Raw genomic sequence first — 11,924 nt, 5'->3', positions numbered from 1 at the left:
CGGCCCGCGGACCAGAAATTGCATTGGACGGACTGGAGACCGCCCGCCCTCGTGTTCCTGCGATTTTCGCCCGATGTGCGATCCGCAACTGCGATACGGCAGGCCAACCCCCGCTGGTTCGAACGCTATGAAGGCCGCGCGCTGCGCGACTCGCTGACCCGTTCGCGGCTTGTGGACCCGATTAGGAAAGGACGCATTTGATCTCCGCCACCCAGGGTGCCGCGCCCAGCGCCGCATCCGCCAACGATAATGTGGACGCGCTCCACGCTCTGATCCTCCACCAGCTGGATGAGGACCAGGCCCAGGAAACCATCTCCATCCCGCTTGCCGGCAAAAGCAGCATCGCCGATCATATGGTGATCGCGAGCGGCCGATCGACGCGCCATGTCTCGGCGATCGCCGAGAAACTGGCGCAGCGGATCAAGCAGGAAGCGGGCCGTCAGGTTCGTGTCGAAGGGCTGCCCAATGCCGATTGGGTGCTGCTCGATGCGGGCGACGTGATCGTCCACCTGTTCCGTCCCGAGGTGCGTAGCTTCTACAACCTCGAACGCATGTGGTCGTTCGGGGACGCGCCGCCGGTCACGGTCGCAAATTGACGTCCCTGCCCTGCCAAGGGTAGGCGGGGCGTCATGTTGCTGCACATCATCGCGCGCGGGCGCATCGGGCGCGGGCCCGAGGCCGAGCTGGTCGAGCGTTATATGAAACGCGTGACGTGGGCGCAGAAGATTTCCGAGCTTCCGGATACGGGCGGTCGTATGCCCGCGGCCACTGCGGGCAGCCGCACCGTCCTGCTCGACGAGGGCGGCGAGCAGATGTCGTCGCTTGAATTTGCCAAATTGCTGGAGGGCTGGCGCGACGGCGGGGTGCGCGAGGCGCGCTTTTGCCTGGGCGCCGCCGACGGCTTCACGCCCGAGGAGCGCGAGGGTGCCGACAGGGTGATCGCCTTTGGCCGCGCGACATGGCCGCATTTGATGGCCCGCGCGATGCTCGCCGAGCAATTGTGGCGCGCCACCAGTATCGTCGCGAACCATCCCTATCACCGCGAGGGACGCCAATGAGGCGCGCTCTGACTGTCCTCACCGCTATAGCTGTCCTGTCTGGCGGCGCGCTGGCGCTGGCGCAGAGCGATGTTTTCGATCCGCTGGCGATCGCCGCGCGCGAACGCAACCAACTCCTCAGCGCAAAACAGCAGTCAGTTGAGGCGATGGCGCGCAGCACCCGGCTGGAGGCGCAGGCCGCCGCGGCGAGCAGCGAGGCCGACCGGCTGAAAATCCGCAGCGCCGCGCTTGCCGCGCGCATCCAGTCGGCCGAGGCCGACATCAGCGCCGGTGAGGCGCGCGTCGCGCTGGTCAGTCGGCGCCTGGCAGCGCAACGCGCGCGGCTGGCGGAGCAGCAACAGCCGCTGCTCGAACTCGCCGCCTCGCTCCAGCAACTCTCACGCCAGCCGCCGGTCAGTGTCCTCGCGCAGCCCGGATCGCTGACCGACATGGTCCACGCGCGTGCGGTGATCGACGCCGCGATGCCGGTGATCGAGCGGCGCACCGCAGGGGTGCGCCAGGAATTGACCTTGCTGCAAACGACGCGGCGTCAGCAGGCGCTGGCCCTGCGGGCGCTGTCGGCCAGCAAGGTCCAGCTGTCGCAGCGCCGCAACGCGCTGACCCGGCTGGAAAATGAAGGCCGGATGCGTTCGCGCGAGCTGATGAGCAGCGCCCAGCTTGAGGCCGACCGCGCACTGGGGCTGGGCGAGAAAGCGCGCGATATCGTCGAACTGATGGACGCGCTCGAAGCCGATGGCGCGGTGCGCGCCGAACTGGCGCAGCTGGCCGGGCCGTTGCCGCGCCCGCGCAATCCGGCTGGCGCGATCACCGGCGCCGTGCCGCCTGCCCCCGCCGAAGCCGAACTCACGCAAGGCGCCTACCGCCTGCCGGTCGTCGGGCGCATCGTCGCCGGGCTGGGCGAGGTCAACGACAGCGGAGTCCGTTCGCGCGGCGTGACAATTGCGGCGCGTCCCGGCGGACAGGTTGTCGCGCCCGCACCCGGCCGGGTCGGCTTTGCCGAAGATTATCGCGGTTATGGCAAGATCGTCATCATCGACCATGGCGGGGGCTGGGTGTCGTTGCTGACCGGCATGATCGGGCTGTCGGTCGCGGTCGGCGACACGCTCGACGCCGGTGCGCCGATCGGCCGCGCCGGGTCCGACGACAGCCGCATCACCGTGGAGCTGCGCCGCGGTGGTCGCCCGGTCGATATCGTCGCAATGATCGGATGACACTCGACACACCCTTAAACCCGGTTCGCCCTGAGGAGGGACTGAGCCCGGCGAAGGCCCGTCTCGAAGGGTTTGCACAACATATCGGTCCTTCAAGACGCCATTTCGGCAAGCTCAATGGCCCCTCAGGACGAACGGAAACCTATCGAATCAAGCGCCCGTTAATCCCCCATTCGGGCGCTGTCCCCTATCGGGATGCACCGCTTGACGCCCGCGCAAATGCGTAGGAGGATGGTCGACCGGGGTATATAAGGCGGGAATTCCCGCCTGAGTGAAAGACGCACATGACCGACTCAACCAAAACGCCCGTATCTTCAAAGCGCCGCTTTGCATTGTGGCAGGGCGCCGCCGCGCTCTCGACGCTGGCGCTGGTGCCGCTTGCGACCGGTGCGATGGCGAGCGTCGACAGCAAGACGCAGGAAGAAATTTCGCGTTTCATGGACGTCTATCTCGAAGTGAAATCGAACTATGTCGAACCGGTCGACGATTCGAAACTGATCGAAGGCGCGATCAACGGCATGCTGGCGAGCCTCGACCCGCATTCGGGTTATCTCGACGCGCGTGGCTTTTCGAACCTGCGCACCCAGACCGACGGCGAATATGGGGGGCTGGGCCTGTCGGTGACGATGGAAGACGGCGTCGTGAAGGTCATCGCGCCGACCGCCGACACCCCCGCCGACAAGGCCGGGATCAAGTCGGGCGACTATATCACGCACATCAACAAGGAACTGATCTTTGGCCTGACGCTCGACGAGGCGGTCGAGCAGATGCGCGGGCGCCCGGGGACCAAGATCGACGTCACCATTGTCCGCGAAGGCCAGGACAAGCCGATCGAAATGTCGCTGACGCGCGAAGTCATCGACCTGAAACCCGTCAAGTGGGAGGTCAGCGGCGATGTCGGGGTGCTGACCGTCACCAGCTTCTCCGCCGACGCGACCACCGACATGCGCGCCGCGATGATGGCGGTCGAAAAGTCGCTGGGCAAGAAGCCGCGCGGCTGGATCGTCGACCTGCGCTCGAATCCGGGCGGACTGCTCGACGAAGCCGTCGGGATCAGCGACCTGTTCCTCGAGCGGGGCGAAATCGTGTCGCAGCGTGGCCGCCGCAAGGGCGACATCGAACGCTTTTTCGCCGAGCCTGGCGATCTTGCGGCCGGGTCGCCGGTCATCGTGCTGATCGATTCGGGGTCAGCGTCGGCGTCCGAGATCGTTGCCGGCGCTCTGCAGGACCAGCACCGCGCGGTCGTGATGGGCGAGCGCAGCTTTGGCAAGGGATCGGTGCAGACCGTGCTGCCGCTGAGCGACACCACTGCGCTGCGCCTGACCACCGCGCGTTACTACACGCCGTCGGGGCGTAGCGTGCAGGAGGGCGGCATCGAGCCCGATATCCGCGTCCCGCAGATTTCGGACCCCGACTATGCCTCGCGGCCGAAATTCCGTGAGAGCGACCTGCGCCGTCACCTGATCAACGAGAAAAAGGTCGATAACGGGCTGATCGAAAAGGACGAGAAGGTCGATCCGCGCTTCACCGCGACCGCGGCGGAGCTCAAGGCCAAGGGGATCGAGGACTTCCAGCTCCACTATGCGTTGCAGACGATCGGGCGGATCAGCCCGACTGCACCGCGCATGGCGGCGCAGGCGACCAAGCCCGGCGCCAAGCCTGCCCGCCGCAACTGACTTTCTTCCGTCATCCCGGAGCAGGCCGGGATCTCGCCGGTGCGGTACGACGCGAGGTAGAGATCCCGGCCTGCGCCGGGATGATGATTCAATGAGGTACGTTTGATGACCCAGTCGCGGCTTTCGGCACCCTTGGTCGCGCTTGCCGCACCCCTGCTGCTGTACGGCGGCGCGCTGGTGTCGCAATTTGGCTTCGGGCTTGCCCCCTGCGAAATGTGTTACTGGCAGCGCTGGCCGCATCAGGCGGCGATCCTACTCGCGCTGCTCGCGCTATTGCTGCGCGGCAATGACAAGGCGATGCGCGCGCTGACGCTGCTCGCCGCCATCGCGATCGCCATCTCGGGCGCCATCGGCATCTACCACGCCGGGGTCGAATATGGCTTTTGGGAGGGTCTGACCACCTGCGCGACCGGCAGCGGCGGCCCCGTGTCACTCGACGCGATCATGAACGCGCCGCTGATCCGCTGCGACACCGCGCAATGGACGCTCTTCGGCATCTCACTGGCAGGCTTCAACGCGATCTTTTCGCTCGGTGCCGCGGCGCTCGTCTTGACCTTGCTGCGCCGTCGGCCCACATCTGCGGCATGAGCAAAGCCGATAAAAACGCAGCGATGATCCGGGTCGATCAGGCCGGCGAATATGGCGCGACGCGTATCTATGCGGGCCAGCTCGCGGTGATGGGTGATCGCCACCCGATGGCGCGCGAAATTGCGCATATGGCCGAACAGGAAGAGCGTCACCGCAAATTCTTTGACGACATGGTCGCCAAGCGCGGGGTGCGTCCGACCGCGCTCCAGCCGTTCTGGAACGTCGCCGGTTTCGCACTCGGCGCGGTCACCGCCGCGATGGGGCCGCGCGCCGCGATGGCGTGCACCGCCGCGGTCGAGACCGAAATCGATCGCCATTATCGCGACCAGCTTGACGAACTCGGCGACAGCGACCCCGAACTCAGTGCCGCGGTCGCCGATTTCCGCGCCGAAGAGCTGGAGCATAAGGACACCGCGCTCGCCGCGGGCGCCGAGAGCGCACCGGGATATCCAGTCCTCAGCCTCGCGATCCGCGCCGGTTGCCGTGCAGCCATCGCGCTGTCGAAGCGTATCTGATAGAGATCCGGCCCGAGCATTCGTTCATCACTGATGCAGGGTCGCGGTGCCAAGCCGAACCAGACAAGACAAAGGAATATCCGATGACCCGCCTGCCCCTGTTCGCGCTGATCCTCGCCGGTAGCGCCCTCTCGGTACCCGCCGCGGCGCAGCAAGCGACGGTCGACGGCGAAAAGGTCAATCAGGTCGTCGTCTATGGCGACGATCAATGCCCCAAGGGAGCCGACGACGAAATTCTGGTCTGCGCCAAGCTGCCCGAGGGTGAGCGGTATCGGGTGCCCGAAATGCTGCGCGGCAATCCGCTCGACGTGCGCAACGAAGCTTGGGCAAACAAGGTCGTTGCGGTGGAGCGCATCGGGCGGTTCGGCACCGACAGCTGTTCGCCGAGCGGGCTGGGCGGCTTCACCGGCTGCACCCAGGCGCTGGTCGCCGGCGCCAAGGCCGAACGTCAGGCCGCCGACAAGACCGACTGGCAGGCGATGATCGCCGACGAACGCGCCAAGCGCCTTGCGGGGATTGATTCGGCATCGGACGAAGTCGAAGCCGCGGTGTTGGCCGAAGAACGCGCGCTCGCCGAGCGGCAAAAGGCCGCCGCGGAGCTGGAGCGTCAAGCCAGCGGTCAGGCGCCGATGCCGACCGCCCCCGATGAAGCCGACGCCGAACCGCTCCCGGTCCCGCCGCAGGGCTGATCACTTACATCGTCATTGCGAGCGCAGCGAAGCAATCCAGGGCGGCATACGCACACTCTGGATTGCTTCGCTACGGTCGCAATGACGGCAAGTAGCCGTCAGCTCAATTCAGCAGATATTGCTTCCAGAACAGCAGCGACGCCCAGAAATTATAATCGGCATTTTCCTTCTTGGCGAACCCATGACCCTCATTGGTGCCAACGAGATGCCAAGCGGTGCCGCCGTTCTTGCGCACCGCCGCGACGATCTGATCCGCCTCTGATGCGGGCACGCGCGGGTCGTTGGCACCCGTCACCACGAACAGCGGCTTCTTGATATCGGCGACGCGGGTGAGCGGCGAGATTTCCATCAGCTTCTTGCGCTGCGCTGGATCGCGCTCGTCGCCATATTCGACGCGGCGCAGGTCGCGGCGATAATCCTGGGTATTTTCCAGGAAAGTCACAAAGTTCGAAATCGCGACGACGCACAGATTTGCACGCAGCTTGTCACCATAATGGGTGGCGGCGGCATAACACATATAGCCGCCATAGCTGCCCCCGGTCAGCCCGAAGCGCGCCGCGTCGAGCGTCTTGTCCTTGGCCAGCGCATCGAGGAATGCCCCCATGTCCTTGACGCTGTCCTCACGCTTGAACGGCCCGTTGTCGAGGCTGACAAAGGTCTTGCCATAGCCGGTGGAGCCGCGGACGTTGGGATAGAAAAGTGCGATCCCCATTTCGTTGAGCAGATAATTGCTGCGTCCCATGAAACCGGGGCGCGACTGCGCCTCGGGACCGCCATGGACGCTCATGATCAGCGGGCGCTTGCCGGGGAACTTCACCGGGTCGGGGCGATAAAGCAAGCCCGACACCTCGAGCCCGTCGAAGCTTTTGACCTTGACCAGCTCAGGTTCAACATTCTTCGTCACGTCGAGCCCGCCGGTTTCGCTTTCCGTCCAGCGCGTCACCGCCAGCGTTTTCGGGTCGACGCTGAATGCATCGGCGGCGCTACGTGCCGAGGTGAAGGTAATGCCGATCTCGCCCCATGGCGCGATCTCCAGCCCGCCGATGATCCCGGCGGGCAGCTTGTCGACCGTCCGTACCGCGCCGGTCTTTGGATCGAACAGCCGCAATTTCGACATCCCCGCCTCATTGACCACATAGGCGATGAAGCTGCCGTCCTCGGCAATGTCGAACGTATCGACGTCCCATTTCTCGGCCGGTCCCTTCGGCGTGAACGTGCCTATCGCCGGATCAAGCGTGCCGAGCCGCTGGAAATCGCTGCCCTCATCGCTGGTCATCCAGATCGTGCCGTCCGGGGCGAAGCTCGCGCCGCCAAGCGCCACGGTCTTGCTGTGATCGCCGATCGGGGTCATCGCGCCGCTAGCGAGGTCGAGGCGGAACAGGTCGGCTTTCTGCACCGACGTATATTTGCCCACCAGCGCCCAGCTTTTGTCGGGCGTGAAGTCGAGCAGCCCCCAGCCGCCGCCCTCGACCTGTGCCACCATGCGGCGCGTCTTGGGATCGCGCGGGTCCATTACATAGATGTCGCTGTCGCGACCGTTGCGCAGCGTCGAGGTAAAGGCGACGAGCTGACCGTCGTGGCTCCACGCATTCAGCCCGTTGCGGCTCTTGCCGTCGGTGAGCAGGTCGAGCCGGCCATCTTTCATCGCGTAAATCTGGAAGAATTCATTGCCGCCGATGTCCTTCTGGACCAGCATCACATCGGCCTTTTTGGGCGCCCAGCTGCCCGACCCGACCGGCTCGGCCTCGAACGTGATCTGTTTGCGCGCACCCATCGGCATCGCGACGCGGTGCAACTGCGCGGTGTTGCCGAAACGCGTCGAGATCAGCATAGATTTGTCGATCGGGTTCCAGCCGACGAAACCAGCGCCGCGATTTTCCATATAAGGCCGCGTCGCCGCCGCCAGCTCGGCCGGTACTTCAGGCACCCCGTCGGCGATCAGCGCCGCGGGTTTGGGTTCGACGGCGGGCTTGTCGCCGTCGGCCGCCGCGGCCGATGCAAGCGGAAGGGTGAGAGCGGCGATGAAGGCCAGATAGCGCATGATGATGTTCCCCGTGTTGCAGCAAAGCAGATCCACTGGGACTAGACGCTATCAACCTGACGGGCGGATGCAAGGCTTCGACCAACGGCACGGCGGCTTCGACCACCGTCAGCCGCTTTTCGTGGTCGATTCACCGACGCCTGCACAGTCCGTCGCCGCAAAATCGCAGCATTTTTGGTGATCTGGCGCGATTTGGTTGCGAAACCGGGGTGAATTGAGCGGAATTGTTAACGAATCGGTGGCAACCTGTCTTGACTTGGGAATTTTGGGCTGAAATCGTGGCGTTCTGGGAATCGCCAGCCTAAGGGGGCTGAAAAATGGCAACAGCATTCGGACCGCGCCTGTGGCGGCGCACGTCACCTAGTGTGCCGGCAGCGCGGAGTCTTGGCCGCCGAATGACCTGGCACGCTGCGACGGCGCTGGTTGCCTTTGCTGCTTTGCAGATCTGGCTGGTATCGAGCGCGATCACGGCGGGTGCCTCATCAACGCTGATTTTTGTCGCGCTGATCGTCCTGCTGGCCCTCGCCGTTCCCGTTGCCCGATCGACCGAGCGGCGCTGGTATCACCTGAGCCGTCAGGCGCTGGCCAGCTGGGGCCTGCATGCGCGCTTTCGCCGCGACGTTCGCCGTCTTTGGGTCGCCGCGCTGACGCTGCCCTTCCTGTGGGTCAGCGGCGCGATGGCTGCTACCGACGCCATCGCGGCAATCGTCAACTAATCACCGCCAACCAAGTTTGACGCCCTGCCGCCCGCCGTATAGGGCGCGGCAATGCTCACTGTTTCCGAAGCCCTCGACCGCGCGCAATTGCTGTGCGACGCCGCTGCCAAGGCTGGTGCCGATGCCGCCGACGCGCTCTATTATTGCAACGCCGCCACGTCAGTCTCGATGCGGCTGGGCGCACTCGAGGATGTCGAGCGGTCCGAAGGGCAGGATATTTCGCTCCGCGTCTTTGTCGGCCAGCGCAGCGCCAGCGTGTCGACCGCCGACATGGATGCGGGCGAGCTGACCAAGCTGGTCGAACGCTGTGTCGCCATGGCGCGTGAGGCGCCCGAAGATCCCTATGCCGGTCTGGCGCCCGAAGAACTGTTGTTCAAAGGCCCGGTTCCCGACCTCGACCTCGACGACGGCAGCGAAGCCGATCCCGCGGCGCTGCGCAAAGCGGCGCTGGCGGTCGAGGAAGCGGCGCGCGCGGTCGCCGGGGTGACCAACAGCGAAGGCGGCAGCGCCAGCCACAGCCGCACCCGCTTTGCGCTCGCCACCAGCCACGGCTTTGCCGGCGGTTACGGATCGAGCGGCCACAGCCTGTCAGCGAGCGTCATCGCGGGCGAAGGCGCCAACATGCAGCGCGACTATGGCTGGCACAGCGCGCATCATCTGGCCGACCTTGAAACCGCTGCTGAGATCGGCGCGCGCGCCGGAACCCGCGCCGTCGCACGGCTGAATCCCGGCAAGGCGCCGAACGGCAAGTTTCCTGTCATTCTCGATCCCCGCGTCAGCGGCGGCATCGTCGGTCATTTGCTGGGCGCGATCGCCGGCCCCGCCATCGCGCGCGGCACCAGCTTCCTGCTCGGCAAAGAAGATCGACAGTTGTTCGACCGCAGCATTATTATCCGCGACGAGCCCCACCGCCCGCGCGGCCTGCGCAGCCGCGCCTTCGACGGCGAAGGCCTGCCGACCGCGGCGCGCGATCTGGTTGCGGATGGCAAGATCACCGGCTGGCTGCTCGACACCGCATCGGCGAAACAGCTCGGCCTGACCCCGACCGGCCATGCGAGCCGCGGCGGCGGCGCGTCGGGCGTCGGCGCGAGCAACCTGCACCTCGCGGCGGGCAGCGTGTCGCCCGCGGCGCTGATGGAAGGAATCGCGGACGGCGTCTACATCACTGAATTGATCGGCCACGGCGTCAATCCGGTGACCGGCGATTACAGCCGCGGCGCGTCCGGCTTCCGGATCAAGGATGGCGTCATCGCCGGGCCGATCGCCGAATTCACCATCGCGGGCAATCTGATCGATATGTTCGCCGCGCTGGTCCCCGCGAACGACCTGGAATTCCGCCATGGCATCAACGCGCCGACGCTGCGCATCGACGGCATGACCGTCGCTTCGAGCTAAGGACGCTATGCCGGGCCGCAACCTAGAAGCCGCGATCGCCGCGACCCGCGAGGTCGGCGACATGGCGATGGCGCGCTGGCGCGGTGAGGGGCTAGCGGTCAATGTGTGGAACAAGTCGCACGACAATCCGGTCAGCGACGTCGACCTGGCGGTCGATGCGCGGCTGAAGGCGGTGCTGGGCGCGATGGTACCCGAGGCGGGGTGGCTGTCCGAGGAAACCGCCGATAACGCCGACCGCCTGTCGTGCCGCGCGATGTGGTGCGTCGATCCGATCGACGGCACCCGCGACTTCATCCGCGGCCGTCCCGGCTGGTGTGTGTCGGTCGCGCTGGTGATCGACGGCACCCCCGAATTCGGCATCCTCTACGCCCCCGCGCTCGACGAATTATGGGTCGCACAAAAGGGTCAGGGGGCGCTGCTCAACGGCGAGACACTGCACGCCAGCCAGCGCACGACCTTCGCCGGGTCGCGCGTTCCCGCCGACGCGCTGCCCAAGGTCGACAGCGACCTGGTGATCGTGACCAAACCGAACAGCATCGCGCTGCGCATCGCGCTGGTCGCCGACGACCGCGCCGATCTGGTCGCGACCTTGCGCTGGGGGTTTGAGTGGGACGTTGCTGCGGCGGCGCTGATCGCGAGCGAAGCAGGGGCCACGGTCACCGACGCCTTTGGCGCGCCGCTGAAGTTCAACACGCCGCGCGCGCAGGCCTTTGGCGTCATCGCTTGCGCCCCGGATATTCATGCCGCGGTGGTCGATCGCTTGCACGACCGCGCGGTCGCTCTTACATCCCCATCCTGACGGCAAAAGCGCCGCGCAAACCACCGCACTTCGCTTGACAATCGGCCCGACTCACCTTAGTTGCGCCTCCATTCCGACATCATGACCGGACGGCGAAGCGCGAGGCGCGCATTCGTGGTCCGTTTTTTGCGTTGGAAATCAGACGCTTTGAGATGGGACCGATTGCCACCGGTCCTGTGGAGCAGGAGAAAGTACCCCATGGCACGTATTGCGGGCGTCAATTTGCCCACCAACAAGCGCGTGATCATCGCGCTCACCTACATCCACGGTATCGGCCGCAAGACCGCCGTCGACATTGCCACCAAGCTGGGCATCGACCAGTCGCGCCGCGTTCAGGACCTGTCCGACGCCGAAGTGCTCCAGATCCGCGAAACGATCGACGCCGGCATCCAGGTCGAAGGTGATCTTCGCCGCACCACGGCGATGAACATCAAGCGTCTGATGGACCTCGCCTGCTATCGCGGCCTGCGTCATCGCAAGGGCCTGCCGGTCCGCGGTCAGCGCACGCACACCAATGCGCGCACCCGCAAGGGCAAGGCCAAGGCGATCGCCGGTAAGAAGAAATAAGGTTCGAGCGCGTCCATCCGGGCGCGCTTCCTTGTTTCCCCTGCCGGGGCAGCGGCCATCGCCCGCCACCGGCCATTCAGGATTAGGTTAGGATTACATCATGGCTCGTGAACCGCAGCGCCTTCGTCGGCGCGAACGCAAAAACATCTCGTCGGGCGTCGCCCACGTCAACGCGACCTTCAACAACACGATGATCACCATCACCGATGCTCAGGGCAACGCGATTGCCTGGTCGAGCGCCGGCATGATGGGCTTCAAGGGCAGCCGCAAGTCGACCCCTTACGCGGCGCAGGTCTGCGCCGAAGACGCCGGCAAAAAGGCCGCCGAACATGGCGTTCGCACGCTGGAAGTCGAAGTCAAAGGCCCGGGTGCCGGTCGTGAATCGGCGCTGCGCGCGCTGCAGGCGGTCGGTTTCCACATCACCTCGATCCGCGATGTGACCCCGATCCCGCACAATGGTGTCCGCCCGGCCAAGCGCCGCCGCGTCTGACGCCTGCTTCGGATGCGCCCCATTTCCGGGGCGGCATCCGCTAAACTCCTAACGCCGGACAGATTGGTCGACCCCCAATTCGTCCCGCCAAAAGCAAAGGGAAGACCATGACTGTCAATATCCGGAACTGGCAGGAATTGAAGAAGCCCAGCAACCTGGAAATCAAGGCTGGCAGCGAC

13 protein-coding genes are annotated in these 11,924 nt (G+C 65.5%); 12 read left to right on the top strand and 1 reads right to left on the bottom strand.

Annotation, left to right across the window (positions count from 1 at the left end; genetic code table 11):
- Positions 1–197: 197 nt before the first annotated feature.
- The 7 genes from rsfS to VGN68_RS12455 all read left to right on the top strand — a co-directional run bounded on the left by rsfS (position 198) and on the right by VGN68_RS12455 (position 5,737).
- On the top strand, positions 198–596 hold the full coding sequence (gene rsfS / locus VGN68_RS12485; RefSeq protein WP_293697724.1) for a ribosome silencing factor: 399 nt from the start codon (positions 198–200) through the stop codon (positions 594–596).
- 33 nt (positions 597–629) lie between these two features.
- Positions 630–1,058 (top strand): 23S rRNA (pseudouridine(1915)-N(3))-methyltransferase RlmH, encoded by a 429-nt coding sequence (locus tag VGN68_RS12480; protein ID WP_327477148.1) that lies wholly within the window; start codon positions 630–632, stop codon positions 1,056–1,058.
- Entirely contained in the window at positions 1,055–2,269 is a 1,215-nt protein-coding gene (locus tag VGN68_RS12475) for a murein hydrolase activator EnvC family protein (protein ID WP_327477146.1), read from the top strand. Before VGN68_RS12480 ends, VGN68_RS12475 begins: the two co-directional genes overlap by 4 nt.
- A gap of 284 nt (positions 2,270–2,553) precedes the next feature.
- Positions 2,554–3,945: a S41 family peptidase gene (locus tag VGN68_RS12470; RefSeq protein ID WP_327477142.1), complete on the top strand. Its 1,392-nt coding sequence runs from the start codon at positions 2,554–2,556 to the stop codon at positions 3,943–3,945.
- 105 nt (positions 3,946–4,050) lie between these two features.
- Positions 4,051–4,533, top strand: coding sequence for a disulfide bond formation protein B (locus VGN68_RS12465; RefSeq protein WP_327477140.1), 483 nt, complete (start codon positions 4,051–4,053; stop codon positions 4,531–4,533).
- The gene (locus VGN68_RS12460) at positions 4,530–5,048 is read left to right on the top strand and encodes a demethoxyubiquinone hydroxylase family protein (RefSeq protein WP_327477138.1); all 519 of its coding nucleotides are present in this window, start codon (positions 4,530–4,532) and stop codon (positions 5,046–5,048) included. Before VGN68_RS12465 ends, VGN68_RS12460 begins: the two co-directional genes overlap by 4 nt.
- 83 nt (positions 5,049–5,131) lie before the next feature.
- Positions 5,132–5,737 carry a hypothetical protein gene (locus VGN68_RS12455; protein ID WP_327477136.1) on the top strand — a complete coding sequence of 202 codons (606 nt, stop codon included), beginning with the start codon at positions 5,132–5,134 and terminating at the stop codon, positions 5,735–5,737.
- 103 nt (positions 5,738–5,840) lie between these two features.
- Here VGN68_RS12455 and VGN68_RS12450 read toward each other — a convergent pair whose 3' ends face one another.
- Positions 5,841–7,778, bottom strand: coding sequence for a S9 family peptidase (locus VGN68_RS12450; RefSeq protein ID WP_327477134.1), 1,938 nt, complete (start codon positions 7,776–7,778; stop codon positions 5,841–5,843).
- Positions 7,779–8,173: 395 nt separating this feature from the next.
- Here VGN68_RS12450 and VGN68_RS12445 point away from each other — a divergent pair, with 395 nt between their 5' ends.
- The 5 genes from VGN68_RS12445 to rpsK all read left to right on the top strand — a co-directional run bounded on the left by VGN68_RS12445 (position 8,174) and on the right by rpsK (position 11,745).
- Positions 8,174–8,494, top strand: coding sequence for a hypothetical protein (locus VGN68_RS12445; protein WP_327477132.1), 321 nt, complete (start codon positions 8,174–8,176; stop codon positions 8,492–8,494).
- A 51-nt stretch (positions 8,495–8,545) separates the two neighbouring features.
- Positions 8,546–9,889, top strand: coding sequence for a TldD/PmbA family protein (locus VGN68_RS12440; protein WP_327477131.1), 1,344 nt, complete (start codon positions 8,546–8,548; stop codon positions 9,887–9,889).
- Between the two features lie 7 nt (positions 9,890–9,896).
- Positions 9,897–10,688, top strand: a complete 792-nt coding sequence (locus VGN68_RS12435; RefSeq protein ID WP_327477130.1) for a 3'(2'),5'-bisphosphate nucleotidase CysQ — start codon at positions 9,897–9,899, stop codon at positions 10,686–10,688.
- Positions 10,689–10,886: 198 nt separating this feature from the next.
- Positions 10,887–11,255 carry a 30S ribosomal protein S13 gene (gene rpsM / locus VGN68_RS12430; protein WP_293697886.1) on the top strand — a complete coding sequence of 123 codons (369 nt, stop codon included), beginning with the start codon at positions 10,887–10,889 and terminating at the stop codon, positions 11,253–11,255.
- 100 nt (positions 11,256–11,355) lie between these two features.
- A complete protein-coding gene (gene rpsK / locus VGN68_RS12425; protein ID WP_003040416.1) occupies positions 11,356–11,745 on the top strand; it encodes a 30S ribosomal protein S11 in 390 nt (129 codons plus the stop codon).
- The last annotated feature ends 179 nt before the right edge of the window (positions 11,746–11,924 follow it).

The sequence above is a fragment of the Sphingopyxis sp. genome, assembly GCF_035998965.1.
GTDB lineage: Bacteria > Pseudomonadota > Alphaproteobacteria > Sphingomonadales > Sphingomonadaceae > Sphingopyxis.
The sequence above is the reverse complement of the archived record's forward strand: the minus strand, read 5'-3'. Positions and strand labels throughout refer to the sequence as shown.

Excerpts from the sequence above, each read along its gene's own strand:
- VGN68_RS12480 (WP_327477148.1), top strand. The coding sequence starts at position 630 with ATGTTGCTGCACATCATCGCGCGCGGGCGCATCGGGCGCGGGCCCGAG.
- VGN68_RS12475 (WP_327477146.1), top strand. The coding sequence starts at position 1,055 with ATGAGGCGCGCTCTGACTGTCCTCACCGCTATAGCTGTCCTGTCTGGC.
- VGN68_RS12470 (WP_327477142.1), top strand. The coding sequence starts at position 2,554 with ATGACCGACTCAACCAAAACGCCCGTATCTTCAAAGCGCCGCTTTGCA.
- VGN68_RS12465 (WP_327477140.1), top strand. The coding sequence starts at position 4,051 with ATGACCCAGTCGCGGCTTTCGGCACCCTTGGTCGCGCTTGCCGCACCC.
- VGN68_RS12460 (WP_327477138.1), top strand. The coding sequence starts at position 4,530 with ATGAGCAAAGCCGATAAAAACGCAGCGATGATCCGGGTCGATCAGGCC.
- VGN68_RS12455 (WP_327477136.1), top strand. The coding sequence starts at position 5,132 with ATGACCCGCCTGCCCCTGTTCGCGCTGATCCTCGCCGGTAGCGCCCTC.
- VGN68_RS12450 (WP_327477134.1), bottom strand. The coding sequence starts at position 7,778 with ATGCGCTATCTGGCCTTCATCGCCGCTCTCACCCTTCCGCTTGCATCG.
- VGN68_RS12445 (WP_327477132.1), top strand. The coding sequence starts at position 8,174 with ATGACCTGGCACGCTGCGACGGCGCTGGTTGCCTTTGCTGCTTTGCAG.
- VGN68_RS12440 (WP_327477131.1), top strand. The coding sequence starts at position 8,546 with ATGCTCACTGTTTCCGAAGCCCTCGACCGCGCGCAATTGCTGTGCGAC.
- VGN68_RS12435 (WP_327477130.1), top strand. The coding sequence starts at position 9,897 with ATGCCGGGCCGCAACCTAGAAGCCGCGATCGCCGCGACCCGCGAGGTC.
- rpsM (WP_293697886.1), top strand. The coding sequence starts at position 10,887 with ATGGCACGTATTGCGGGCGTCAATTTGCCCACCAACAAGCGCGTGATC.
- rpsK (WP_003040416.1), top strand. The coding sequence starts at position 11,356 with ATGGCTCGTGAACCGCAGCGCCTTCGTCGGCGCGAACGCAAAAACATC.